This is a genomic window from Micromonospora sp. WMMD998, assembly GCF_029581235.1.
Lineage (GTDB): Bacteria > Actinomycetota > Actinomycetes > Mycobacteriales > Micromonosporaceae > Micromonospora.
This window is the reverse complement of sequence record NZ_CP120740.1, coordinates 4,986,646-5,011,703: the sequence shown is the minus strand read 5'-3', so window position 1 is coordinate 5,011,703 and position 25,058 is coordinate 4,986,646. Positions and strand designations below refer to the sequence as shown.

Annotated in this window: 23 protein-coding genes, 1 pseudogene and 2 riboswitches; of the genes and pseudogenes, 20 read left to right on the top strand and 4 right to left on the bottom strand. The window is 71.7% G+C overall.

What is annotated here, in order from left to right; all coding sequences use genetic code 11:
- Positions 1–67: 67 nt before the first annotated feature.
- Positions 68–281, bottom strand: a riboswitch (cobalamin riboswitch).
- A 128-nt stretch (positions 282–409) separates the two neighbouring features.
- Positions 410–623: riboswitch (cobalamin riboswitch) on the top strand.
- Between the two features lie 125 nt (positions 624–748).
- The 3 genes from O7619_RS22640 (at position 749) to O7619_RS22630 (ending at position 2,625) form a co-directional block, all read left to right on the top strand.
- Complete coding sequence (locus O7619_RS22640) at positions 749–1,261, top strand: acyl-CoA thioesterase (RefSeq protein ID WP_282288903.1); 513 nt, start codon at positions 749–751, stop codon at positions 1,259–1,261.
- A gap of 3 nt (positions 1,262–1,264) precedes the next feature.
- Positions 1,265–1,888, top strand: coding sequence for a LysE family translocator (locus O7619_RS22635; RefSeq protein WP_282283306.1), 624 nt, complete (start codon positions 1,265–1,267; stop codon positions 1,886–1,888).
- Positions 1,889–2,370: 482 nt separating this feature from the next.
- Positions 2,371–2,625, top strand: a complete 255-nt coding sequence (locus O7619_RS22630) for a hypothetical protein (protein WP_282283305.1) — start codon at positions 2,371–2,373, stop codon at positions 2,623–2,625.
- Between the two features lie 204 nt (positions 2,626–2,829).
- Here the strand turns inward: O7619_RS22630 and O7619_RS22625 are convergent.
- The 3 genes and pseudogenes from O7619_RS22625 to O7619_RS22615 form a co-directional block, all read right to left on the bottom strand.
- Positions 2,830–2,989 (bottom strand): annotated as a pseudogene (locus O7619_RS22625) (transposase); the annotation flags it as partial.
- A gap of 46 nt (positions 2,990–3,035) precedes the next feature.
- Positions 3,036–4,481, bottom strand: coding sequence for an arabinofuranosidase catalytic domain-containing protein (locus O7619_RS22620; protein WP_282283303.1), 1,446 nt, complete (start codon positions 4,479–4,481; stop codon positions 3,036–3,038).
- Between the two features lie 605 nt (positions 4,482–5,086).
- Positions 5,087–5,848: an IclR family transcriptional regulator gene (locus O7619_RS22615; protein ID WP_282283301.1), complete on the bottom strand. Its 762-nt coding sequence runs from the start codon at positions 5,846–5,848 to the stop codon at positions 5,087–5,089.
- Positions 5,849–6,083: 235 nt separating this feature from the next.
- On the opposite strand from O7619_RS22615, the gene O7619_RS22610 reads away from it, so the two are divergent.
- The 10 genes from O7619_RS22610 to O7619_RS22565 are packed head-to-tail and all read left to right on the top strand — an operon-like array spanning position 6,084 to position 17,346.
- The gene (locus O7619_RS22610; RefSeq protein ID WP_282283300.1) at positions 6,084–6,812 is read left to right on the top strand and encodes an RraA family protein; all 729 of its coding nucleotides are present in this window, start codon (positions 6,084–6,086) and stop codon (positions 6,810–6,812) included.
- The gene (locus O7619_RS22605; protein ID WP_282283299.1) at positions 6,809–7,708 is read left to right on the top strand and encodes an acetaldehyde dehydrogenase (acetylating); all 900 of its coding nucleotides are present in this window, start codon (positions 6,809–6,811) and stop codon (positions 7,706–7,708) included. The genes O7619_RS22610 and O7619_RS22605 overlap by 4 nt, the downstream gene beginning before the upstream one ends.
- Positions 7,705–8,778: a 4-hydroxy-2-oxovalerate aldolase gene (gene dmpG, locus O7619_RS22600; RefSeq protein ID WP_282283298.1), complete on the top strand. Its 1,074-nt coding sequence runs from the start codon at positions 7,705–7,707 to the stop codon at positions 8,776–8,778. The genes O7619_RS22605 and dmpG overlap by 4 nt, the downstream gene beginning before the upstream one ends.
- Positions 8,759–9,784 (top strand): extracellular solute-binding protein, encoded by a 1,026-nt coding sequence (locus O7619_RS22595; protein ID WP_282283297.1) that lies wholly within the window; start codon positions 8,759–8,761, stop codon positions 9,782–9,784. The genes dmpG and O7619_RS22595 overlap by 20 nt, the downstream gene beginning before the upstream one ends.
- Before the next feature lie 13 nt (positions 9,785–9,797).
- A complete protein-coding gene (locus O7619_RS22590; RefSeq protein WP_282283296.1) occupies positions 9,798–11,579 on the top strand; it encodes an iron ABC transporter permease in 1,782 nt (593 codons plus the stop codon).
- A 29-nt stretch (positions 11,580–11,608) separates the two neighbouring features.
- A complete protein-coding gene (locus tag O7619_RS22585) occupies positions 11,609–12,784 on the top strand; it encodes an ABC transporter ATP-binding protein (protein WP_282283294.1) in 1,176 nt (391 codons plus the stop codon).
- 26 nt (positions 12,785–12,810) lie between these two features.
- The gene (gene tcuA, locus O7619_RS22580) at positions 12,811–14,301 is read left to right on the top strand and encodes an FAD-dependent tricarballylate dehydrogenase TcuA (RefSeq protein ID WP_282283292.1); all 1,491 of its coding nucleotides are present in this window, start codon (positions 12,811–12,813) and stop codon (positions 14,299–14,301) included.
- A complete protein-coding gene (locus O7619_RS22575) occupies positions 14,298–15,314 on the top strand; it encodes an aldo/keto reductase (protein ID WP_282283291.1) in 1,017 nt (338 codons plus the stop codon). The genes tcuA and O7619_RS22575 overlap by 4 nt, the downstream gene beginning before the upstream one ends.
- A 17-nt stretch (positions 15,315–15,331) precedes the next feature.
- Complete coding sequence (locus tag O7619_RS22570; RefSeq protein ID WP_282283289.1) at positions 15,332–16,162, top strand: phosphosulfolactate synthase; 831 nt, start codon at positions 15,332–15,334, stop codon at positions 16,160–16,162.
- Positions 16,159–17,346 (top strand): MFS transporter, encoded by a 1,188-nt coding sequence (locus tag O7619_RS22565; RefSeq protein ID WP_282283288.1) that lies wholly within the window; start codon positions 16,159–16,161, stop codon positions 17,344–17,346. Before O7619_RS22570 ends, O7619_RS22565 begins: the two co-directional genes overlap by 4 nt.
- Positions 17,347–17,450: 104 nt before the next feature.
- Here O7619_RS22565 and O7619_RS22560 read toward each other — a convergent pair whose 3' ends face one another.
- Positions 17,451–18,908 carry an SDR family oxidoreductase gene (locus tag O7619_RS22560; RefSeq protein ID WP_282283287.1) on the bottom strand — a complete coding sequence of 486 codons (1,458 nt, stop codon included), beginning with the start codon at positions 18,906–18,908 and terminating at the stop codon, positions 17,451–17,453.
- A 380-nt stretch (positions 18,909–19,288) separates the two neighbouring features.
- On the opposite strand from O7619_RS22560, the gene O7619_RS22555 reads away from it, so the two are divergent.
- The 7 genes from O7619_RS22555 to O7619_RS22525 all read left to right on the top strand — a co-directional run bounded on the left by O7619_RS22555 (position 19,289) and on the right by O7619_RS22525 (position 25,054).
- Complete coding sequence (locus tag O7619_RS22555) at positions 19,289–19,633, top strand: hypothetical protein (RefSeq protein WP_282283286.1); 345 nt, start codon at positions 19,289–19,291, stop codon at positions 19,631–19,633.
- Between the two features lie 160 nt (positions 19,634–19,793).
- On the top strand, positions 19,794–20,096 hold the full coding sequence (locus O7619_RS22550; RefSeq protein ID WP_282283285.1) for a hypothetical protein: 303 nt from the start codon (positions 19,794–19,796) through the stop codon (positions 20,094–20,096).
- Positions 20,097–20,454: 358 nt separating this feature from the next.
- Positions 20,455–21,303, top strand: coding sequence for an alpha/beta hydrolase (locus O7619_RS22545; RefSeq protein WP_282288902.1), 849 nt, complete (start codon positions 20,455–20,457; stop codon positions 21,301–21,303).
- A gap of 189 nt (positions 21,304–21,492) precedes the next feature.
- Positions 21,493–22,278, top strand: coding sequence for an ABC transporter ATP-binding protein (locus tag O7619_RS22540; RefSeq protein ID WP_282283283.1), 786 nt, complete (start codon positions 21,493–21,495; stop codon positions 22,276–22,278).
- Complete coding sequence (locus tag O7619_RS22535; RefSeq protein ID WP_282283281.1) at positions 22,275–23,048, top strand: ABC transporter ATP-binding protein; 774 nt, start codon at positions 22,275–22,277, stop codon at positions 23,046–23,048. Before O7619_RS22540 ends, O7619_RS22535 begins: the two co-directional genes overlap by 4 nt.
- Before the next feature lie 27 nt (positions 23,049–23,075).
- The gene (locus O7619_RS22530; protein WP_282283280.1) at positions 23,076–23,954 is read left to right on the top strand and encodes a branched-chain amino acid ABC transporter permease; all 879 of its coding nucleotides are present in this window, start codon (positions 23,076–23,078) and stop codon (positions 23,952–23,954) included.
- Entirely contained in the window at positions 23,951–25,054 is a 1,104-nt protein-coding gene (locus O7619_RS22525; RefSeq protein ID WP_282283279.1) for a branched-chain amino acid ABC transporter permease, read from the top strand. Before O7619_RS22530 ends, O7619_RS22525 begins: the two co-directional genes overlap by 4 nt.
- The last annotated feature ends 4 nt before the right edge of the window (positions 25,055–25,058 follow it).

The following is a 25,058-nucleotide window of genomic DNA, read 5'->3' as shown; positions in this document are numbered from 1 at the left end:
GCGGATACGACGGGCGTACCGGCTTTCCGCCCTGGCCCTCCCGAGAGGCCGCCGACGGCGCGCACCGGACGGTGCACGCAGCGCTGGCAGGTCTTCGGACTCGCGGGCATGACACGAGGTCGCCTACTGGCCGTCGCTTCCCGGACCCTGCGGTCCAGTGCTTCGATGACGGCGGTCGTTCCCACTCACCGCTGCGGGGCAGTCCCGGTCTCGCACCGGGTTCCCTCTTACGACGCCCACCCGCCAAAGCGGGAAGGCGAACCAGCACCGCGCACGATCGTACGCCGACGGTGCGGCGGGTGAGCGGCGTGTCCGAGTCGCGGGACACCTCGACGGCACCGATCAGGACGCGACGAGACCGGCGTCACCCGCCCCGACCTGCCACACCGGTCGCGTTCGGACGACTGGCTACGATGGCGGTAGCGTTGGTTCATCCGGTCGGCGACGGCCGGGTGTCGTAAGAGGGAACCCGGTGGAAGTCCGGGACTGCCCCGCAGCGGTGAGTGGGAACGACCGCCGTCAACGAAGCACTGGGCCACCGGCCTGGGAAGCGACGGCAAGTAGGTGACCGGGACCGGTCATGCCCGCGAGTCCGAAGACCTGCCCGCGCCGCGCGCACCACCGGTGCGCGCTGCCGTCGACCTCGCGGGTGGGCCGGGCGGGTGACACGTCGTACGCGATCCGTCGGCGTGCCCTCGACGCGCGCCCTCCGGTCGGCGGTCCGCTGCATCGAGGACGGACCCGCACAGTGCCCGACACCACCACGCTCGCCGGACGACCACCGTCGGCGTCGCACCTGACCCTGTCGCAGATCATGGACCAGCACCACACCAACCTGATGGGTACGGTGCACGGCGGCCGGATCCTCAACCTGATCGACTCGGTCGCCGGGGTGGTCGCCGCGCGCCACTCCGACGGCCCGGCGGTCACCGCCGCCATCGACGAGACCGCCTTCCTGCGCGCGGTCCGGGTGGGCGACGTGGTCCACGTCGACGCCCGGATCACCTGGGCCGGCCGCAGCTCGATGGAGGTGGCGGTAAAGGTCAGCGCGGACCGGTGGGACCGGGCGGTGCCGCCGGTCGACGTGGCGACGGCACACCTGGTGATGGTGGCCGTCGACGACCACGGCGACCCCCGCGCCGTCCCGCCGCTGCTGCCGCAGACCGACGGTGACCGGCGACGCTACCGGGAGGCGCAGATCCGGCGAGAACACCGGCTGGCGCTGCGCCGAGCCCTGCTCGACGGCGCCGGGGAGGGCTGAACGATGCTCGGACTGTCCGTGGCGGCCCTCGCCGGCTACCTCGTCGCGATCGTCGTCCTCATGGTCACCCCCGGCCCGGACATGATGTTCGTGCTGGCCAACGCCACCCGCTACGGCACCCGGTCGGGCGTCGTCGCCGCGCTGGGCGTCGCCGCGGGGGAGGCCGTGCACGTGGCGGCGGTGGTCGGGGGACTGGCCACGCTGATCAGCGCCTCACCGGTCCTGTTCACCGCCATCCGATGGGCCGGCGCCGCGTACCTGATCGTGTTGGGTGTCCGGGCCGCGCGCCACCGCGATCCGGTGGCCGTCACCGGTCCGGACCGTGGCGCGTCGCCCGGTCGGGCCTTCCTGCGGGGTCTGGTGACGAACCTGCTCAACCCCAAGATGATCCTGTTCAGCGTGGCGTTCCTGCCCCAGTTCGTCGACCCCCGAACCGGCAACGCCACGGCGCAGCTCGTCCTGCTCGGCGCCCTGTTCGTCACCGTGCAACTCGCCGTGGACGTCACCCTCGGCGCGGGCGCCGGCCGGCTCGCCCGCCGGCTGGCCGACCGGCGGTGGTCGCGGCGGATCAACCGGCTCTGTGCGGTCGCGTTCATCGCACTCGGCGTCCGGTTGGCCGTTGGCTGACATGCCGTCACCTGGTGGGGCGGCCGTTGACCGGCCGCTGCGGTCAGGTGGTCCTGCCGCGGCACGGCGCGCACCGCCCGTACACGACCACCCCGCCGTTACCCCCGTCCGGATCCACCTCGATGTCGACCGCCCGGGCCGCCGTGGACCGTGCCCGCTACCGCTGAGGCCGTCAACTGCCGCATGCCGTCGCAGCTCTGGCACACCGCGTGATGGTGCGGCAGGTCGGCCACCCCGAACGTTGCCGCGCCACCCCGACGCTGAGAGCAGGGTCCTCGACGCCCGCACCCATCGACGACGAGGGCCCTGCCAGCGGCAGCTAGACCTCCGGCTTGAACAAGATTGGGGTCGCACAGGGAAATCATCAACTGACCCTCCTGTCCTAGGACGCTGTAGACGTTGTGCCGAGCAGAACCATCACCCTGCAATGTGGTTGCCGCCTCGCGAGACCCGTCTCGTTGCTGCCCGTACTCTGTGCCAGCATGGAAACGAACGCCGCGTGGTGGAGCTTGGAGGCGTTGAACGCTGAGGTGCCTGACCACCATCACGACTCGACGGTGGAGAACCTCGACGGGATCTTTGATGCCAGCGACGAGCTGCGCTGCGTCCGCAAGGAGCACGTCCCCGTTGACGAGATCGAAAGTGGCAGCTCCACGAATGACGCTGACGGGGTGGCTCACATCGGCTGCTGCGGCGGGCCCGGTGCTGACCTTGTGGCGGCGCCATCTGGCGGGTAGGCGTGGCTCCATCTGAGCTGCCCTGCAAGAGGCAGCGAGGCGGCACGATCATTGCCGACCCGGGATGCCGGGCCATGCGGGTTCAGAGCCGGTGAGCACCGAGGATTCGCGCGAGAAGGACGTGGTGTTCCTGATAAACGGTGGCAGTGAGCGCGTGGGACTGCTCACCGTCCCCGGGCCGCGCCATGGTGACGGAGGGTGCTGCTATCCGAGGAGGATGCGGTGGCGGAGCAGGGGTGAAGCCGGCTCGTCCGTGCATTTGACGTGCGATTCGTTTGGTCTTGGTGTTGACGCCTTCGGTGGGGCCGTTGCTGTAGGGGAACGTGAGCGCGGCGTTTACGGCGCCGCGCTCACGTTCGAGGCCGCTCTCAGCGGGGGCGGCATGGCCGGTGTGTGGTGTGCGGGTGTGGTCAGGTGCGGGTGGACCACTGTTGGTTGGTGCCGCCGTGGCAGGCCCAGAGGTGGATCTTGGTGCCGTTGGCGGTGCCGTAGGCGCTGGCGTCGAGGCAGAGTCCGGATTGGACGCCGGTGATGGTGCCGTTGGCGTTGAGGTTCCATTGTTGGTTGGTTTGGCCGTTGCAGTCCCAGATGATGGCTTGGGTGCCGTTGGTCGTGCCTGCGCCGCTGGCGTCGAGGCATTTGTTGCCGAGTATCTGGAGTTGCTTGTTGGCGGTGTAGGTCCAGCGTTGTGCGGTGTTGCCGAGGCAGTCCCAGAGTTGGACCTGGGTGCCGTTGGTGGTGGTGGCGTTGGGTACGTCGATGCAGCGGCCGGACTGCCCGCCGACGATCTGGACGTTCTGTTGCGGGTTGCCTCCTGCGGCGGTGGCGTAGCCGGCGGCGGCGATGTTGGCCTGTACGGCGTTCTCGGTGGCCGCGGTCGGGTAGCCGGAGGTCAGCACACCCTCGTAGAAGGTCCCCCGGCCGGAGACGCTGTTGTCGCCGCCGATGCCGAGCAGGATCGCACCCTCCTTCTTCATCGGGTGGTACCCGTTCGGACGTCGCCCGTCGAAGTAGGTCGTCAGAGCACCTGACTGGCCGTTCCCGCCACGGATCGCCCAGTGGTTCGACTCACCCTTGACCATGGCGGTCACGAAGCGGTGGTTGATCGGCGCGATGTTGTTGTAGCCCGCGTTCACCCCGGAGAACAGCCCCCACTCCAGGTCGGCCATGATCCACGGGCCGGCCCCCGCACCGTAGCCCCACTGCTTGTCGGCACCGAAGTAGACGGTCTCCATGATGGCGGGCGCGTCGGCCTGGCCGTCGGTCTGCGCATTGCCGTAGTCGAAGCAGCACCACTGGTTGTAGTGCGTGCCGTCGACGACCGCGTAGATGCCCTCCGGCTGGTCGCCGGTCGCGACGCCGTTGGTGTTGTTGTTGCGGTAGCCGGTGCCGGGGGCGATGTACACGCCGTACGCCTTCTGGCCGCCGATGGTGATCGGGGCCGCCTTCGCGTCGGCGAGGTTGTCCCATCCGCCCGGCGCGGGACCGGGCCAGTAGCCGGGAGGCGCCTGGGTGAGGCGGTTGTTGCGGCCGGACTGGTCGTAGATGATCGTGATGACGCATGTGGTGTTGGCGCAGAACGTGTCCTGGGTGGCGGCGTTGACCACACCACCCGCGCTCAGAACGCCGACGTCGCGGGTGGTGTTGTCCGACGAGCGTCGGACCTGGTAGAGCGGACCGCTGTACGTCCCGTACAGGGCGCGGGTGGTGCTGTGCGCGGCCACGCACGGCGTGCCGCCGGAGGCGTAGATGTCACACGGGCCGGTGCCGGCGGCGTGGGCGACGCCCGGCGCGGCCGAGACCACATAGGCCCCGGCACCGACGGCGAGGACCAACGTGACGCCCGCCGCTGCCATGACGCGACTCAGCCTTCTCTTCACACTCATCGAATCCACTCCTGGTGCGGCGGCGGTGGGATGGGGCGGTGGCGGATCGAGGCTGGTGGTGCCGCCTCTGCCGGGATCGGGACGGATGTCAGGCTGATCTACACCGCATGCGGCGCGGGGGACGCTCGCGGAGGGTTGTACCGGCGAATCGATTCGAACGGATCGTAGGACCGGGGAGTTAAGATTGTCAATGAAGTCGCGGGCGGTAAACCGGGGTTTCGCCTGCCAGCGAGAGCGTGCCGGTGACTTGCTCAATCAGTGCGCCCGAAGGGACCTGTCGTCCGAACTGATTCGTCGAATCGGTTCGAGGGAGCCGCATTTGCCGCCCTGCTGTTCCAGATGCCCTCGTAGCGCGGGGCCGATCTCGTGGCTACGCAGTTGTCGCCGCCGCGACGGCGTCGTCGAAGCCCTCGGGTTGTGGCCTCGACCTTGGAAGTCCGTGCCCGTGCGCGGTTGCCTGGCAACGGTAGCGTCGACGTCTTGTGGAGCATCCATCTGCTCGGACTGCCCACCCTCACCGACCACACCGCGCAGCTAGCCGGGGACACGCCTGTGGGCCGGGCGGGGTCGCCCGGTCAGGGGAGGTTGGCGGCGCGGCGGTCGAGTCGGGCCTCGATGGTCTGCGCCGCCTTGCGCAGCGGCGCCTGCAACCGCCCCTGGTCGAGGTCGCGGTGTTCCGAGTTGGACGGGACGGAGATCGCCGCGATCACCCGTCCGGTGTGGTCGTGCAGGCCGGTGGCGACGCAGGAGACCCCGATCTGCCGTTCCTCCCGGTCGTACGCGAAGCCGGTGCGGCGCACGTCGGCAAGCTCGGCGCGCAGCAGCGCCGGTGAGGTACGGGTGTACCTGGTCAGCGGCTTCAGCCCCTGCGCGATGACCTCTTCGATCAACGACTCGGGCGCACCGGCCAGGAGGATCTTGCCGAGGCTGGTGGCGTAGAGCGGGTTGCGGGTGCCGGGGCGGGTCCGGACCCGCCCGTCAACGTGACTGATCTTCAACAGGTAGATCAGCTCGGTGCCGTCACGCACTGCGAGATGGGCTTGGAAGCCGGTCTCCGCTACGAGCCGTTCCATCGGCACCTGTGCCTGCTCGGTGAGCGCGCGCAGTAGTGGCACCTGGGCGCCCACCTCGAACATCCAGATCGAGAGCCGGTACTGCCCGCTGTCGGTCCGTTCGACCGCTCCGGCGGCGGTGAGGCTGACCAGGAGTCGGTGCGCGTTCGCCCTGGTCAGGCCGAGCAGCTCCGCGCACTGGCTGACTCCGACCTGACGGTGGGTCCGGAACAGGTCGAGGACACGGAACGCCTTCAGCACGGTCAGTGACGGATCGGTGCTCATCTCGTACCTCTTCCTTCAGGGGGAGCCGACTACGGAGGGTGATTGGCTGGGGGAAGGAGGTGACGCGGGTAACGCGGAATTTACTACAGGCATCTCGTAATCCGATACATCGTCGTGTACGTCGAGCCCAGTTCAGGGCCATAGTCCCGGTCAGGCGCCGCGGCCGGAAGCAGGCCCTGAGGGGGATTGAATGTTCAAGAGCATCAACCGCGTACCGGAACGAGTGTCACCCAGCGTGCGCGACCGACTCGGGCGGATCGACACGGCCACGCTCTCCGACGCGATGGGTCGTCACGGAGCGATGTCACACCGGATGCGACCGCTCGACCTCGACAGCAAGCTCGTCGGCACCGCCGTCACGGCGCACTGCCCGGAGGGCGACAACCTGATGGTGCACAAGGCGCTGCAGCTCGGCGAGCCCGGTGACGTGCTGGTGGTGGACACCGGCGGGACCTACGACGCCACCGTGCTGGGCCGGAACATGTCGCTCTTCGCGCACCGGGTCGGGTTCGTCGGCGCGGTGATCGACGGCAGCGTCCGGGACCGGTCCGGGATCATGGCGATCCCGTTCCCGGTGTTCTGCGTCGGCATCGTGCCCCGGTCGGCGGTGAAGCACTCGGTCGGCTCGGTCAACGTGCCGGTGACCTGCGGCGGTGTCGTGGTCAGCCCGGGCGACGTGATCGTCGGCGACGAGGACGGCGTGGTGGTGGTCCCGCGCGGCGTCGCCGAGCAGGTGGCGGAGGCGGCCGAGGCCCGCCTGCGGATGGAGGAGCAGCAGAAGCAGGACGTCCAGGACGAGGATCTGCCGCTGGAGATCCTCTATGGCCGGACCTGGGTCGACGAGCGGATGCGCCCGGCCATGGCGGAGCCCTTCCAGATCCCCGGCAACCTCGACGACGGGAACCGGGCCGCGACCGACGGCGGGAACGAGGCCGTGGCCGGTAACGGGGGCCTGGCCTCATGAGCCTCGCCGTCGCCATCGTCGGGTCGGGGAACATCGGCACCGACCTCATGGTCAAGATCCAGCGGTCCGCCGGGCTGGAGCTGGTCGCCATGGTCGGCGTGGACCCGGCCTCCGAGGGGCTGGCCCGGGCCCGCCGGGCGGGCGTGCCCGCCTCCGCCGAGGGGGTGGACTGGCTGCTGCGCCGTTATCCGCTGCCGGACCTGGTCTTCGAGGCGACGTCGGCGGCGGCGCACCTGGCCCACCACGCCCGGTACGCCGAGGCGGGCATCCCGGCGGTGGACCTCACCCCGGCGGCGGTGGGCCCGTTCGTCGTCCCCTCGGTCAACCTCGACCAGCATCTGAGCGCCCCGAACGTCAACATGATCACCTGCGGCGGGCAGGCCACCATTCCGATCGTCGCCGCCGTCTCGGCGGTCACCCCGGTCAGTTACGCGGAGATCGTCGCGTCCATCGCGTCCCGCTCGGCCGGACCCGGCACCCGGGCCAACATCGACGAGTTCACGGCCACCACCGCCCGGGGCGTCGAGACCATCGGCGGGGCCGCCGCCGGTAAGGCGATCATCGTCCTCAACCCGGTGAGCCCGCCGATGATCATGCGGGACACGGTGTTCTGCGCGATCGACCCGGACGCCGACCGGGACCGGGTGACCGGGTCGATCCGGTCGATGGTGGACCGGGTCGCCGGCTACGTGCCGGGCTACCGCCTGGTCGCCGAGCCGCAGTTCGACGACCCGCGCCCCGACTGGCAGGGGCAGGCGCGGGTGACCGTCCTGCTGGAGGTCGAGGGACGCGGCGACCACCTGCCGCCGTACGCGGGAAACCTCGACATCATGACCGCCGCCGCCACCCGGGTCGGTGAGCGGATCGCCGCCGCGCGGGCGGAGGTGGCGTCGTGAGCGGCACCCGGATCCGGATCACCGACACCACGCTGCGCGACGGCAGCCACGCCATGCGCCACCAGTTCCGGCCCGCACACGTCCGGGCGACGGTCCGGGCGCTGCGCGCGGCGCACGTGCCGGTCATCGAGGTCACCCACGGCGACGGCCTGGCCGGGTCCTCGTTCAACTACGGCTTCTCCGCCACCCCGGAACTCGACCTGATCGACGTCGCCGTCGCCGAGGCCGGCCCGGCCACGATCGCCGCGCTGCTGCTGCCCGGGGTGGGCACCGCCGACGAGCTGCGCGCCGCCGTCGACCACGGGGTCGACCTGGTCCGGGTGGCCACCCACTGCACCGAGGCGGACATCGCCGCCCAGCATCTCGGGCTGGCCCGCTCGCTGGGGGCCGAGACGGTCGGCTTCCTGATGATGTCGCACATGATCGGGCCGGAGCAGCTCGCCCGGCAGGCCCGGATCATGGCGGACGCCGGCGCGCAGTGCGTCTACGTCGTCGACTCCGCCGGCGCGCTGCTCCCCGACGACGCCGCCGCCCGGGTCGCCGCCCTGCACGCCGAGCTGGGCGACCACGCCCAGGTCGGCTTCCACGGGCACAACAACCTGGCCATGGGGGTGGCCAACTCGGTGGCCGCCGTCCGGGCCGGCGCCCGGCAGATCGACGGCGCGACCCGGGCTCTCGGCGCGGGCGCCGGCAACTCACCGACCGAGGTGCTCACCGCCGTCTTCGACCGGCTGGGCATCGTCACCGGGGTCGACCTGGGCGCGATCCTGGACGCCGCCGAGGACGTGGTCCTGCCGTACGTCGACCGGGAGCCGGTGATGGACCGGGCCTCGATCGTCATGGGCTACGCCGGCGTCTACTCCAGTTTCCTGCTGCACGCCGAACGGGCCGCCCGGCGGTACGGCGTGCCCAGCCACGAGATCCTCCGCGAGGCCGGTCGACGCCGGTACGTGGGTGGTCAGGAGGACCTCCTGATCGACGTCGCCGTGGCGCTCGCCGCCGCCCGCTCCCCGTCACCCACCGCCACCACCGATAGAGAGGTCCACGCTGATGCCACACCCTCGTCGTAGATATCTGGCGGCTGCCGCCGTCGTCCTGCTCGCGATCACCGGCTGCGGCGACCGCGGTGGTGAGGCCGCTGAGGTCGCCGCCCCCGACGGACTGGAGAGCGCCGCCAAGGAAGAGGGCACCGTCACCCTCTACAGCTCCGTGGAGGAGGACGCCACCGCCGCGTTCGCCAAGTCCTTCACCGACAGGTACGACGTCGAGGTGCAGGTCGTCCGGCTGACCAGCGCCCAGCTCGCCCAGCGGTTCGCCGCCGAGGCGCAGGCCGGGGCACCGGCCGCCGACGCGCTGCTGATCTCGCGTACCGGCTTCACCGCCGACGCGATCGAGAGCGGCTGGCTGGTGCCGCTGGCTGACGCGGGGCTGCCCGACTTCCCCGGCAAGCTGGACAAGCGGTTCGTGCTGCCCGACGAGGGCACCGCCATCTCGATCATCCAACCGGCCGGGATCGCCTACAACACCGACCTGGTGCCGGCCGCCGAGGCCCCGAAGACCTGGGAGGACCTGCTCGACCCGAAGTGGAAGGGCCGGATCGCCATTCCCGACCCGGCGTCGTCCGCGTCGTACATCGGGGAGTGGCTGGTGGTGGCGGAGGCCAGCGGACCCGACTTCCTCCAGCGCTTCGCCGCCCAGGACCTCAAGAAGTACGCCAGCGGGGTGCCGGCCGCGGCGGCGGTGGCCGCCGGCGAGGCGGCGTTCTGCGTGATGGGTCTCGCCTCGCACATCGTGGACCCGAAGGCCAAGGGCGCGCCGATCGAGTTCCTCGCCCCGCCGCTGACCAGCGGCGCGGAGGTCGTCCCGGGGGTGGCGGCCAACAGCAGACACCCGAACGCGGCCCGGCTGCTCATCCAGTACGCGCTCTCCGCCGAGGGCAGCAAGGTCCTCGCCGACGCGGCCGGCGCGGTCTCCCCGTACGACACCACCAACCTGCCGACCGAATACGTCTCGCCCGACCTGGCCGGCGCCAAGACCAAGCAGGCGCAGGTCATCGCCGACCTCGGGCTGAGCTGATGGGAGCGCGCCGATGGTGATGCTCGCTCCGCCCGGGCCGGACGCCGAGCCGGAGAGCTCCGCGCCGGCCCGGGCGGCCCGCCGCCGGATCACCCCGTTCACCACGATCGCGGTCACGGTGGCGACGGTGCTCGCGGTCCTCGCCACCTATCCGATCCTGCGGGTCGCGGTCGGGCTGGTCTACGTCGACGGTCGGCTCACCGTGGAGCCGATCCGGGACGTCCTGGCCATCCCCGATCTGGTGACGCTGATCGTCAACACCCTGGTCGCGGTCGTGGTGAGCGGCGTGGTCGCGCTGGTCGTCGGGTCGATCCTGGCCTGGCTCAACGAGCGGACCGACGCCCGGGTGGCCGGGCTGACCGACTCGATGCCGATGATCCCGTTCCTGCTGCCGCCGATCGCCGGCGCGGTCGGCTGGGTGCTGCTGCTCTCCACCAACGCGGGTCTGCTCAACGCGTTCATCCGCTGGGTGCTCGGCGGGGTCGGCATCCGGCTGACCGAGGGCCCCTTCGACATCTTCTCCTGGCCCGGCCTGATCTTCGTCTACACGCTCTACCAGGTCCCGTACGTGTTCATGCTGGTCACCAGCGGGCTGCGCAACGCCGACGCGAGTCTCGACGAGCAGTCCCGGATCAGCGGGGCCGGTCGGCTGAAGACGCTGTGGAGGGTCACCCTTCCCGCGATCCGGCCCAGCATCGGCGGGGCGATCCTGCTGATGTGCTGGCAGGGCTTCTCGCTCTACTCGGTGCCGGTGATTATCGGCTCGGGCGCGGGCATCGACGTGATCTCGGTACGGATCGTGGACCTGCTGTCGTTCACGTACCCGCCGGAGACCGCGACCGCCGTCGGGCTGAGCTTCATCGTGCTGCTGTTCGTCGGCGTGATGTGGTACCTCCAGTCGCGGATGCTGCGCAGCGGCCGGCACGCCACCGTCGGCGGCAAGGGGCAGCGTTTCACCCGGCAGGAGCTGGGCGGCTGGAAGTGGCCGGCCCGACTGCTCATCCTCGGCTACGGCGCGCTCGCCGTGGTGCTGCCGGCGATCGGACTGCTGCTGGTCTCGCTGAACGGCTTCTGGACCCCGAAGATCAACTGGACCGGGCTGAGCCTCGACTCGGTCCGCGAGTCGGTCTTCGAGGACGGACAGACGCTGACCGCCGTGCAGAACAGCCTCTGGCTCGGCATCGCCGGAGCGACCATCGGCATGGTCGCCGCCGCGCTGGTCGCCCTGCTCGTGGTCCGGTCCAAGCGGCGGGCGGTACGGGCGCTGGACGGCGCGATCAAACTGCCCTCGGTCTTCTCGCACCTGGTGATCGCGGTCGGGATGATCCTCGCGTTCGGCGGCCCGCCGTTCTACCTCGGCGGCACCACGATGATCCTGCTGCTCGCGTACATCAGCATCTACCTGCCGCAGGGCTCGGTCGCCGCCGACTCGGCGGCCAGCCAGGTCGGCGGTGACCTGGCGGAAGCCTCCCAGATCAGCGGTGCCGGCGGCGGAAAGACCTTCCGCCGGGTGTACCTGCCGCTGATGGTGCCCGGCCTGGTCGCCGGCTGGGCCTTCCTGTTCGCCCGGATGGTCGGCGACCTCACCGCCACGGCGGTGCTCGCCGGCACCACGAACATGGTGGTCGGTTTCCGCATCCTGCAGATCTTCGAGAACGGCTCCTACGCGGAACTCGCCTCGCTGTCCGTCGTCCTGACCGCCGTCACCGCGCTGGTCGTCGGTCTCTGCCTCGCCTACTCCCGCTGGCAGGGCCGTTGGCAGGGCACCGGCGGGCGGACCAAGGGCAACCGATGACAACCCACGACACCGGAGGTGACAGGGGCATGGTCGCACCCGCCCAGGTCGAGAGCACCACCGCCAGCACGGTTACCCCACCGGCGGGCCCCATCGTGCGGGTGCGGGACCTGTCCAAGCGGTTCCGCCGCGCCGACGGCGCCGAGACGAAAGCCGTCGACGACGTCTCGTTCGATGTGGCGCGCGGCGAGTTCCTGGTCCTGCTCGGCCCGAGCGGCTGCGGCAAGACCACCCTGCTGCGCATGATCGCCGGACTGGAGACGCCGGACGCCGGCACCGTCGAGATCGACGGCCAACCGGTGTACGACCACAGCCGACGTCTGGTCGTCCCGCCGGAGAAACGGCGGATCAGCATGATCTTCCAGTCGTACGCGCTGTGGCCACACATGACGGTGGCGCAGAACGTCGCGTATCCGCTGGAGAACCGGGCGCGGAAACTGACGCGCCCGGAGATCGCCGCCCGGGTCCAGGTCAGCCTCGACCAGGTGCACATCGGCGAGCTGGGCCGGCAGTACCCCGGCCAGATGAGCGGCGGCCAGCAGCAGCGGGTGGCGCTGGCCCGGGCTCTGGTAGCCGGCAACGACCTCATTCTCTTCGACGAGCCGCTGTCCAACGTCGACGCCAAGGTCCGGGAGCAGTTGCGCACCGAACTCGTCTCCATGCAACGGGAGCTGGGCTTCGCGGCCGTCTACGTCACCCACGACCAGCACGAGGCGATGGGGCTGGCGCACCGCATCGCGGTGATGGGGGAGGGACGGTTCGCCCAGCTCGGCGGCCCCCGCGACATCTACCACGACGCGACGTCCCGGTACGTGGCCAACTTCGTCGGCACCAGCAACGAGCTGCCGGGCCCCGTCACCGGGCCGGACGGCGCCGGGCTGGCCGCCGTCCGCACCGCCCTTGGCCCGGTACGCGGCCGGTTGGCCTCCGACCAGCTCCGCGACGGCGACCAGGCGATCGCGCTGTTCCGTCCCGAACGGGCCCACATCGCCCCCGCCACCGGCGCTTCCGCCGGGAACGACGGCGCGGCCACCTTCACCGGGACGCTCAAGGCGGCGCTGTTCCTCGGCCCGCACACCGAGTACACCGTGGCCTGCGGTGAGCACGTGCTGCGGGTCTGGAGCAACATCCGCACCGAGCTGCCGGAGGGCGCCACCGTCGAGGTCACCGTCGACGCGGCCGACGTCCGCATCCTCCAGCCGTGAACCCCGCCCACGAACCAGGGAGAACCATGAGCGACTACGACTACGACGTCCTCGTCGTCGGGGCCGGCAACGCCGCCTTCTCCGCCGCGCACGCCGCCCGGGAGCAGGTTTCCCGGGTCGGCATGCTGGAGAAGGCGACCATGGCGGAACTCGGCGGAAACTCCTACTTCACGCTCGGATCCTTCCGGGCCACCTACCACGGCCTCGACGACCTGCGCCCGATCCTCAGCGAGCTCGACGAGCGCGAGGCCGACCGGTACGACCTGGACCCGTACCCGGTGGAGAGCTTCGCCGCCGACATGCTCCGGCTCACCCGGGGCCGGACCGACCCGACCCTGATGCGGATCCTCGTCGAGGACTCCTTCCCCACCCTCCGGTGGCTGCACGGGCACGGGGTCAAGTTCAAGCTCCAGTCCGACAACCAGGTCTTCGAGGTCAACGGCCGGAAGAAGTTCTGGGGCGGCGGCACCATCGCCACCGTCGGCGGCGGCATCGGGCTCATCGAGCAGCACCTCGCCGCCGCCAAGGCCACCGGCATCGACGTGCGCGCCGAACACCAGATGACCGGCTTCCTGGTCGGCCCGACCGGGGCCGTGGAAGGCGTGGTGTGCCGCACCCCACAGGGCGAACGGCAGATCCGGGCCCGCGCGGTGGTGCTCGCCTCCGGCGGCTTCGAGGCCGACGCCCGGCTGCGAGCGGTGCACCTCGGCCCCGGCTGGGACACCGCCAAGGTGCGCGGCAGCCGGCACAACACCGGCGAGGGCCTGATGAGCGCGCTCGGCATCGGCGCGCAGGCGTACGGCAACTGGTCCGGCGCGCACGCGGTGGCCTGGGACATCAACGCCGGCCCGTACGGCAACCGGGTGCTCACCAACAAGCTGCAACGGCACTCGTACCCGTTCGGGATCACCGTCAACGTGGAGGGCGACCGGTTCGTCGACGAGGGGGCGGACTTCCGCAACTACACGTACGCCAAGATCGGGTCGGCGATCCTGCGGCAGACCGGCGGCCTCGCGTACCAGATCTTCGACCAGCGCGGCGTCGGCCTGCTTCGCACCGACTACGGCCACGAGGGGGCCAGCCAGGTCGTCGCCGACTCGATCCGCGAGCTGGCCGAGAAGCTCGACCTGAACCCGGGCCGGCTGGAGCGGACGATCACCGGGTACAACGAGTCGGTCGGTGACCGACCGTTCGACCCGACGGTGCTGGACGGGCTGGCCACCAGCGGCCTCGAACCACCCAAGAGCAACTGGGCCCAACCGATCGACCGGCCCCCGTACGTCGCGTTCCCGGTCGGCTGCGCGATCACCTTTACGTACGGTGGAGTCCGCGTCGACGAGGACGCCCGGGTGCTCAACCAGGCCGACCAGCCGATCCCCGGCCTGCACGCGGCCGGCGAGGTGGTCGGGGGCCTCTTCTACGACAACTATCCCGGCGGCAGCGGGCTGATGTCCGGCGCGGTCTTCGGCCGCCGGGCCGGCCGGACCGCCGCCCGGCACAGCCGGGACCGGGGATGACCGGACCGGCCACCGTCCTGCTCGGCGACACCGGGGTACGGGCGCCCCGGGTCGTCCTGGGCACCGCCACCTTCGGCGCGCAGTGCGACGAGGCGACCTCCCGGGACATCCTGGACCGGGCGCTGGAGCGGGGCATGTCCTGGCTGGACACCGCGACCAGCTATCCGCTGGGCAGCGGCGCGGACGCCGTCGGCGGCACCGAGGAGCTGCTCGGCCGGTGGCTGCCCGGCCGGCGCGACCAGGTCTTCCTGGCCACCAAGGTCTACAACCGGACCGGGCCCGCCCCCTGGCAGCTCGGCCTGTCCCGCAAACACCTGCTGGCCGCCGTCGACGGGTCGCTGGCCCGACTCGGCACCGATCACATCGACCTGCTGCAACTGCACCGGTACGACCGATCGACGCCGATCGAGGAGACCCTGGCCGCGTTGGACACGCTGGTCCGCGCCGGCAAGGTCCGGTACGTGGGCTGCTGCAACTTCCTGGCGTACCAGCTCGCCCAGGCGCTCACCCTCGGCGAGCTGGCCGGGCTGCCCCGGCTGCGCACCGCGCAACTGCGGTACAGCCTGGTGCGGCGCGGCGCGGAGATCGAGGCGTTCCGGCTGTGCCGGGAGCAGCGGGTCGCCGTGCTCGCGTTCAACCTGCTCGCCGGCGGCATTCTGACCGGCCGGTACGACCGCGACCGGCCACCACCGGCGGGCAGCCGGTTCGCGGTGGGCGCGGCCGGCCGCCGCTACACCGAGCGGTACTGGAACGACACCACGTTCGCCACCGTCGACGCCCTGTCGGCGGTGGCCGCGCGGGCCGGGAGCACGCTCGCCGTGCTGGCCACCGCCTGGGGGCTGCGCCACCCGGACGTGACCGCGCCGATCGTCGGGGTGAGCCGGGTCGACCAGCTCGACGCGGTCACCGACGCGCTGGAGCTGGAGCTGCCCGACGACGTGTGGACCGAGGTGGACCGGCTCACCGCCGGACACCGCCACCAGGTCGAAGACATCGAGTTCGAGTCGAGCTGACGAGGAGATCCATCCTGATGAGCACCACCCCCGAGCGGTCCTTCCCGTTCCTGCGCCTCAACGAGCGGCCGGGCAAGCCGCGCACCGTCGGGCTTACCGAGATCCGCGGTCCCTACTACACCTCGTTCGGCCCGGACCACCTGCGTGACCTGCTGGAGTCCGTCGGCCCGCACGTGGACTCGTTCAAGTTCCCCGGCGCCTCGATGCCGCTGATGTCTGAGGCGACCCTGAAGAAGTTCATCGACGTCTGCCACGACCACAACGTCGAGGTCTCCACCGGCGGGCTCATCGAGTTCGTGCTGACCCGGGGCCCCGACGCGGTGGAACAGTACTTCCAGGCCATCGCCCGGTACGAGTTCGACATCGTGGAGATCTCCGTCGGCATGCTGGCCATCGCCGCCTCCGACTACCTGCGGCTGATCGAACGCGGACGCAAAGCCGGACTCAAGGTGAAGGCCGAGGTCGGCATCCAGTTCGGGGCCGGCGGCACCTCGTCGGTGGAGGAGCTCGCCGCCGAGGGCACCGGCGACCCGAGCTACGCGGTGCAACGCGCCCGCCGCGCGTTCGACGCCGGCGCGAACCTGGTCATGCTGGAGTCCGAGGGGATCACCGAGCAGGTCCGCGCCTGGCGCACCGACGTGCCGGCGCTGTTCATCGCCGAGTTCGGCCTGGAGTCGGTGATGTTCGAGGCCGCCGACCCGCCGGTCTTCGAGTGGTACGTGAAGAACTACGGCCCCGAGGTCAACGTCTTCATCGACCACAGCCAGGTCTACCAGCTCGAATGCCTCCGCTCCGGTATCTGGGGCACCAAGGGCCTCTGGGGCCGGGTCGTCAGCTACAAGGGGTGACCCGCCGGGCCGTCGGGTGGCCGCTGCTCGTCCAGGCCGGCCTGGTGCTGGGCGGGTACGCGGCCGTCCGCCCGATGACCGGGTACCGGGCCATCGAGTTGCAGGCCGGCAACACCGGCATCGGGCTGCTCGCGGCCAGCTTCTCGGTACTGCCTTTGCTGCTCGCGTACCCGGTGGGCCGGCAGGCCGACCGGTTCGGCCCGGCCCGGCTGATGGTGGTCGGCGTCGTGCTGTTCACCGGGGCGGGAGTGCTCGCCATGCTGGCCGGCAGCCTGCCGGTGCTGCTGGTGGCCAGCGCGCTGCTCGGTCTCGGCCAACTCGTCAGCGTCGTCGGCCAGCAGGCCACCGTGGCGGTGAGCGCCACGGCGAACCTCGACCGTGGTTTCGGCCTGCTCACCGCGGCCGGGGCCGTCGGGCAGGCGGTCGGCCCGCTGCTGGCTGCCGGGGCGGCGAGCGTCCCGGGCGTCGGCCCGTCACCGGGGGCCGTCGGGCTGGCCGTCGGCACGGCGATCTGCGCCGCCTCGGCGCTTTGCCTGAGACCATTGCTGCGGGCCGCGCCCCGGTCCCGCGCCCCGGCCCCCCGGTCGTCCTGGCGGGTGGCGGCCGGCATGGTCGGCGTACCCGGGATGACCGCGACTCTGGTCGCCGGCGGCGTGGTGCTGGCAGCGCTCGACCTGCTCTCTGTCTTCCTGCCGGCCTGGGCCGACGAACGCGGCGTCCCGGTCGCGGCGGTGGGCGGGCTGCTCGCGCTGCGGGCCGCGGTCACCCTGCTCGCCCGGCTGGTCGTCGACCGGGTGGTGGCCCGCGCCGGCCGCCGGCTGACCATGGTGGTCTCGATCGCCGTCGCCGGGCTCGGCCTGCTGGTGCTGCCGCTGGTCCAGCTCCCCGGCGCCGCCGTGATCATGCTGTTCCTCGGGATCGGGCTGGGCGTGGCGCAACCGCTGGCGATGTCCTGGGTGGCCGACGCCGCCCGCCCCGGCACCCGGGGCGCCGCGATGGGCCTGCGGCTGACCGCGAACCGCCTCGCCCAGACCGCGCTGCCGGTCGCGGTGGGCGCCTTCTCCGCCGGCGCGGCCGGCGTGTTCTGGGCGGTCGGCGCGCTGCTCGCCCTCTCGGCGGGCGCCCTGCTCCGGATGCCTCCGGACCGACCCCGGCCGCCCGCTCCACCGGCGAAGGGACTGTAGAGACAACAACCGCCCTGTCTCACTTTCGGTGGTGAGCAACGGGACACCTGAGCACGCTGCGACCTGGAACCCGCGCCCTCGAAGAACATGATCCGGCGCGCTGATCACCAGGCGCAGGGCGCGTAGTCCTTCAGGAAGCAGCCGTAGAGGTCTTCGCCCTGTTCGCCGCGGACGATCGGGTCGTAGACCCGGGCCGCACCGTCGACCAGGTCCAGCGGGGCGTGGAAGCCGGCGTCCGCCAGCCGCATCTTCGTCGGGTGGGGTCGCTCGTCGGTGATCCAGCCGGTGTCGACGCTTGTCATGAGGATGCCGTCGGCCAGCATCTCCTGGGCGCTGGTCCGGGTGAGCATGTTCAGCGCGGCCTTGGCCATGTTGGTGTGCGGGTGCCCCGGCCCCTTGTAGCCGCGGGCGAACTGGCCCTCCATCGCCGACACGTTCACCACGTACTTCCGCCGGGCGGTCGCTGCGGCCATCGCCGGTCGCAGTCGGCTGACCAGCACGAACGGCGCGGTCACGTTGCACAGTTGCACTTCGAGCAGCTCGACCGGGTCCACCTCGTGCACCCGTTGCACCCAACTGTTGACCGGGTCGAGGTCCGGCACCAGACCGCCGGCGTCGATGGCCGTGGCCGCCGCGATCCGTTCCGGCGAGGCGGAGCCGCCGGTCAGCGCCAACGCGGTGAGCGCCTGCGGGGTGACCGTGGCCGGCTGCGGCGGGGCGATACGGCCCGCCGGGTGGTCCTGGCCGGAAGATTTGGCGAACGTGATCAGCTCCGGCAGGGGACCGTCCGGCAGGGCCGCCGCCTCCGCGGCGACGAGCTGCGCGTACGCCCCCGGCGTGCGGCGGACCGTCTGCGCCGCATTGTTGATCAGGATGTCGAGTGGTCCCTGGGCGCTGACCGAGTCAGCGAGGGCGATGACCTGGGCGGGGTCGCGCAGGTCGATCCCGACGATCCGCAGGCGGTGCAGCCAGTCCCCGCTGTCCGGCATCGCGGCGAATCGGCGGACCGCGTCGTGGGGAAACCGCGTGGTCACCGTGGTGTGCGCGCCGTCGCGCAGCAACCGCAGCGCGATGTACATGCCGATCTTGGCTCGGCCGCCGGTGAGCAGCGCGCGCCGGCCAGTCAGGTCGGTGCGGGCGTTCCGGCGCTCCCGGTTGAGCGCGGCGCAGGGCGGGCAGAGCTGATGGTAGAAGGCGTCCACCTCGTGGTAGCGCTGCTTGCAGACGTAGCAGCCGCGCGGATTGTGCAGGAAGCCGGCCGTGGTACCGACGGTGGGGGAGGCGAGCGGGATGCCCTGGGTCTCGTCGTCGATCCGGCCCGGGGCGCCGGTGGCGGTGGCCGCCGTTACCGCGCGGTCGGCCGCCGCGATGGCATCCCGCCGTTCCTCGCGTCGCCGCTGCTTGATCACCTTGTAGAGCTTCGCGGTGGCCCGTTGCACCCGCACCACGTCGGGATGATCGGGAGGCAGTTTCTCCAACGCCTCGAAGACGCTGAGACAGGTCTCCAGCCGTCCGCGGTCAATGCCGTCGTGACCGGTTTCGGTAATGTTGTCCGCCGTCATGCGTCGCTGTCTCGTCCCGTTTTCCTGCGCCGAATCTACCGGCCCACCCCACGTCCGACCCGGAACTGTACGCACCGCACCGCCTCGGACGCATCCGGGTCTGTCCAACAGCACAAAGATCGTGGAGGCCAACCTCGTCCGGTGCGCGGGAACTGTGCACATCCGGCCGCACGTAGCTCGGTAGCCGCCGTCGGCCGTCACCGGTCTCCCGTCCAGCTTCTCGGCGATGCCCGAGGTGCGGTAGCGATGGTGTCGTTGCGGTTGCCCGGCTGCGGGTCGCACGGGTGATTGATCGACCGAACGGCTAATCCAGATTCGTCTATGCGATGGCTAGGCTGGCATTGCACCGAGTCATCGCTTGGCTACGTTGGGAGAGTTCCATGCGTACCACCGTCAAGGCCCTTGCCACGTCCGCGCTTGCCGCTCTGGGCCTCGTCGCCGCCGGCGCCACCCCGGCCCTCGCCGCCGCCCCGGCGCCCTTCTGCGAGTCCGGCGCCTCGCAGTTCTACTGCGACGGCAGCAGCACCGGCACGACGACCTGGAGCATCACCTGGTACTCCGGCAGCGTCGGCACCTTCACGACCGCCGGGCCGACCCTCTTCGCCGCCTGCCCGGCCAGCAACCTCGGTCACCCCGTGCGGGCCAGCTACAGCTACTTCGACGGCAGCACGACCCAGTACAGCGGCACCACCCAGTTCATCTGCCGCAGCGGGCCCTGGCAGTAGAGCGTCCCGCGCCGGCGTACGGGGTCACCCGCGCGTAGTCATTCGATCGACCTACCTCAACCCCCAGGTCGTCACGCAGCGATCGCTCGACCCCACCGTGTTCCGGGACCGCCGGAGACCCTTTGGCAACCGACCGCCACCTATCCGAGGAGCTGACGTCATGTCCACGGTCCGACGACTCACCGCCGCTGCGGCGCTCGCCACGGCGATGCTGGCATCGAGCCTCACCGCGGCCTCGCCGGCTTCGGCTGCCCCGCCGCCGGGAGTGCAGATCTTCACCGGCTACGGCATCAGCTCGATCCCGCAGTTCGCGTTGATGAACGCCCAGAACCAGGCCCGTAACCTGGCCTATGCCGCGGGCTATCCGGAGCCGTTCATCCAGTGTGTCAACGGGGCGTCCTGGGTGACTCAGCCGATGCCCAACTTCTTCTCGGCGCAGGCCCAGATCATCTGCGCCGCGTGAAAGCTTCGCCGGGTGACCGGGCCGAAGTGTCGATCGTGCCAGGGCTGCTGCCAGGCGTAGCCGGCCGTGGTGAGCACACGGCCCGGCTCGGTACGGCGGCGCGGCCCGCGCCTGGCGCCGGGGTGACGGCTTCCGGGTCGGCTCGTTCAGCACGGTGACCAGCCGGCCGCCAGCGTCGCCGGCAGCCGGGGTCGCACGGTGTGCGTGGTGCGTCGGTACCGGCGATTTTGCCGATGCGGACGGGGGCGGGCAGGGAAAAGGATGACATCTGTCGATGTAACCCCACCCGTAGGGAGTGCCCGGCGTGTCATCACCAACCACCACCCATCCCCGTTCCTTCGCTGCTCGTGCCGTCGGGATGGCGCTGGCCGCCGTCCTGGCCGCCGGCGGCGTGCTCGGCGCGTCGTCCGGCGCCGCGCAGGCCGCGGACAACCCGTATGAGCGTGGCCCCGACCCCACCGTGGCGATCCTGGAAGCCAGCCGAGGCCCGTTCTCCGTCGCCACGGAATACGTCTCCTCGCTGAGGGTCACCGGCTTCGGCGGGGGAGTCATCTACTACCCGACCAGCACGAGCGAGGGCACGTTCGGCGCCATCGCCATCTCGCCCGGCTACACCGCCGCCTGGTCCAGCATCGACTGGCTCGGGCCCCGGATCGCCTCACACGGCTTCGTGGTGATCGGCATCGAGACGATCACCCGTCTGGACCAGCCGGACAGCCGGGGGCGGCAGTTGCTGGCGGCGCTGGACTACCTGACCCAGCGCAGCTCGGTGCGGGGCCGGATCGACGCCACCCGGCTCGCGGTCGCCGGCCACTCGATGGGCGGCGGCGGGACGCTGGAGGCCGCCGCGTCGCGCCCGTCGCTGCAGGCCGCCGTGCCGCTGGCACCGTGGAACCTGGACAAGACCTGGTCCGGGCTGCGGGTGCCGACCCTGATCGTCGGTGGCGAGGCGGACATCATCGCCCCGGTCGCGACGCACTCCGAGCCCTTCTACAACAGCATCCCGAGCTCGGCCGAGAAGGCGTACCTGGAGTTGAACGGGGCCAGCCACTTCTTCCCGCAGACGGTGAACACGCCCACCGCCCGGCAGATGGTGGCCTGGCTGAAGCGGTTCGTCGACAACGACACCCGGTACGAGCAGTTCCTCTGCCCGGGACCGACCGGCCTGGCGATCGAGGAGTACCGCAACACCTGCCCGAGTGCCTGACCCCGTCGGCCGGCCCCCGTCGCCCCGGGCGACGGCGGGCCGGCTGCCGTCCGCTCCCCGGTGCGCCGTGCCAGGGCGGGTCCGAGAGCGTCGCCGGCGCGGGCGCTGGGCGGAGGTATTGACGCCGGAGGCGAGAAACGTACACTCCCAGTGTAAATATCGCGTCCCGCCGGACCGAGGGATGGGCCAATGGAGCAAGGGCTCGCGCTGCACCACATCGGGGTGCGCTTCGGTGGTCTCACCGCCCTCGACGACGTCTCGCTGCGGGTGCCCGCCGGCCGGGTGGTCGGCGTGATCGGCCCCAACGGCGCGGGGAAGACCACCCTGTTCAACGTCATCTGCGGCTTCGTCGCCCCGGACGCGGGCGCCCTCACCCTCGACGGCCGCCCACTGCGGCCCCGGCCGCACCGGCTGACCCGGCTGGGCATCGCCCGGACGCTGCAGGGCACCGGGCTCTTCGCCGGGCTCACCGTGCTGGAGAACGTGATGGCCGGCGCCACCCACACCGCCCGTGCCGGTTTCCTGCCGGCGCTGCTCGGCCTGCCCGCCAGCGACCGCGACGAGCACCGGCTGCGCCGGGACGCCCTCGACGTGCTCGACCGGCTGGGCATCGCCGGGTACGCCGCCGCCGCGCCGGGCACGCTGCCCTTCGCCGTACGGCAGCGGGCCGCCCTGGCCCGCGCCCTGGTGGCCCGGCCCCGCCTGCTCCTGCTCGACGAGCCCGCCGGGGGCCTCGGCGCCGAGGACATCGCCGAGCTCGCGGAGCTGATCCGCGAGCTGCCCGGTCGTGACCCGGACCCCTGCGCGGTGCTGCTCGTCGAGCATCACATGGATCTGGTGATGTCCGTCTGCGACGACATCGTGGTGCTCGACTTCGGGCGGGTGATCGCCGCCGGCACGCCGGACGAGGTGCGCGACGACCCGGCGGTCGCCGACGCCTACCTGGGCGCGGCCGTGGACGAGGCCGCCGCATGAGCGGGCGAATCGGCCGGCTCGACGCGCCGGCCCCGCACGGCGGTGGCGCGAGCGGCGGCGACCTGCTCACCGTGCGGGGGCTGGTGGCCGGCTACGGCGCCGCGCCGGTGCTGCACGAGGTCGACCTCGCCGTCCCCGCCGGCACCATCGCGGCGGTGGTCGGGGCGAACGGCGCCGGCAAGACCACCCTGCTGCGCGCCCTGTCCGGCATGCTGCGCCCGCTGGCCGGCCAGGTCGTGCTCGCCGGGGAGGACCTGCGCGGCACTCCGGTGGAGCAACTGGTGCGCCGGGGGATGGCGCACGTCCCCGAGGGACGCGGGGTGATCGGCGAGCTGACCGTGGACGAGAACCTGCGGCTGGGCGGGCTGTGGCGCCGCGACAAGGCCGACGCCGCGCGCGCCCGGGACGAGGTGTACCAGCTCTTCGAGCCGCTGGCCCGCCGCCGTGGCCACCTCGGCCACCAGCTCTCCGGCGGCGAACGGCAGATGCTCGCCCTCGGTCGGGCCCTGGTCGGCCGGCCCCGCCTGCTGCTGCTCGACGAGCCGTCGCTCGGCCTGGCGCCGCGGGTGGTCGCCCAGATCATGGCCCTGCTGCGCCACCTGCGCGACGGCACCGGGCTGACCGTGCTGCTGGTCGAGCAGAACGTCCGCAGCGCGCTCTCCGTCGCCGACCAGGGGATCGTGATGTCCCTCGGCCGGGTGGTCCGCGCCGCCCCGGCGCAGCGGCTGCGCGACGACGTCGACCTGCGGCACGCGTACCTCGGATTCTGAACCCTCGTCTGCTCCGGAAGGAGGACTGTGGAGCGCTTCGTCTTCCTCACCTTCGACGGCCTCTCCCGGGGCGCCGTCTACGCGGCGTTCGCGCTGGCGCTGGTGCTCATCTGGCGGGCCGCGCGGATCGTCAACTTCGCCCAGGGCGCGATGGCCGTCGCCACCGCGTACGTCGCCTACAGCGTGTCCGCGTCGACCGGCTCCTACTGGTTGGGCTTCCTGGCCGCGCTCGCCGCCGGGCTGCTGCTCGGCGCGGTCGTGGACCGGGCGGTGATGCGCTTCGTCGACCACGCCTCACCGCTCAACCCGGTGATCGTCGCGCTCGGGCTGGTCCTGCTGATCCAGGCCGTCCTCGGCATGATCTACGGTAACGAGTTCCGCCCCGCCGGGACGCCGTTCAGCCGCGCCGCGCTCACCGTCGGCGGGTTCGCCGTCGGCTCACCGTACGACCTGTTCGTCTTCGTCACGGTGGGGGTGGTCATGGTGGCGCTCGCCTGGATCTTCGCGCGTACCCCGGTCGGCCTGCGGATGCGCGCGGCGGCCTTCGCCCCGGAGGTCTCCCGCCTGCTCGGGGTCAACGTGGGCGGCATGCTCGCCCTCGGCTGGGCCCTCGCCTCGGGGGTGGGGGCCCTGGCCGCCATGCTGGTGATCCCCACCGAACTGGGCCTGCACCCGAACGCCATGGACCTGGTCTTCGTCTCGGCGTTCACCGCGGCGGTGGTCGGCGGACTGGACAGCCCGCCGGGGGCGGTGGTCGGCGGACTGGTGGTGGGGCTGCTGCTCTCCTACGTCAGCGGATACGCCGGCAGCGACCTCACCCCGCTCGCGGTGCTGGTCCTGCTGCTGGCCGTGCTGCTGGTCCGGCCCGGCGGGCTGTTCGCCTCGGTCGCCGCGAGGCGGGTGTGAGCGCCACCCGGGCGGCTGCGCCGCCGCAGCGGGCGGCCACCGGCCCGCGCGCCGACGACCGTCGCGGATCCACCCTGCTGCGGCACCTGGCGGTGGCGGCCGTCGTGGCGCTGCTGGTGCTGGCGGCGAGCTACGGCCTGGCGCCGTTCCGCAACTTCCAGCTCGCCACGGTGGCCGCCTACCTCTGCGCGACCGCCGGGCTGACCGTCCTGACCGGACTCAACGGTCAGCTCTCGCTCGGGCACGGCGCGCTGATGGCGGTCGGCGCCTACACGGTGGCGCTCTGCCAGGGCGCGTTCGCCGACCAGGGGATGACCGGCGGCTGGCTGCTCCCGCTGTCGCTGGTCGCGGCGGTCCTGGTCACGGTGGGCGTCGGTGCCGTGGTCGGGACGGCCGCCGCCCGCCTGCGCGGTCCGTACCTCGCCGGCGTGACGCTGGCCGTCGCGGTCGTGGTGCCCGCCCTCACGGTCACCTTCGACGACGTCTTCAACGGCGACCAGGGGCTCTCCGTGCCGGTCGAGCCACCGCCGCTGGCGCTCGGGGCCTACTTCCCGTACGAGCGGTGGCAGCTCTGGATCGCCACGGCGGCGACCCTGGTCGCCCTGGTGCTGCTGGCCAACCTGGTCCGCAGCCGGTACGGCCGCACCTTCCGGGCGGTCCGGGACGACGAGGTGGCGGCCCGCCTCGCCGGCATCCACGTGGCCCGTACCCAGGTGCTCGCCTTCGTGGTCAGCGCGGCCGGCGCCGGGCTCGGCGGCGCGCTGCTCGCGGTGCTCGCGCAGAGCGTCTCGCCCGGGGCGTTCTCGCTGACCCTGTCGCTCTTCCTGCTCATGGCCGTGGTGATCGGCGGTCTCGGCCGCCTCGCCGGGGCGCTCTGGGGAGCGGTCCTGCTGGTCGCCCTGCCCGACCTGACGCACTCCGTGACCGACCTGTTCACCGTCTCACCGGCGGTGGCGCAGCGGCTGGAGGGCAACCTGCCGTTGGCGATCTTCGGGATCACCCTGGTCGTCGTCATGATCGCCGCGCCCGGCGGCGTGCAGGGACTGCTGTCCCGGCTCGGCCGGGAGCTACTGGCCCGGTGGCCGGGGCGGCGGTCCTAGCAAG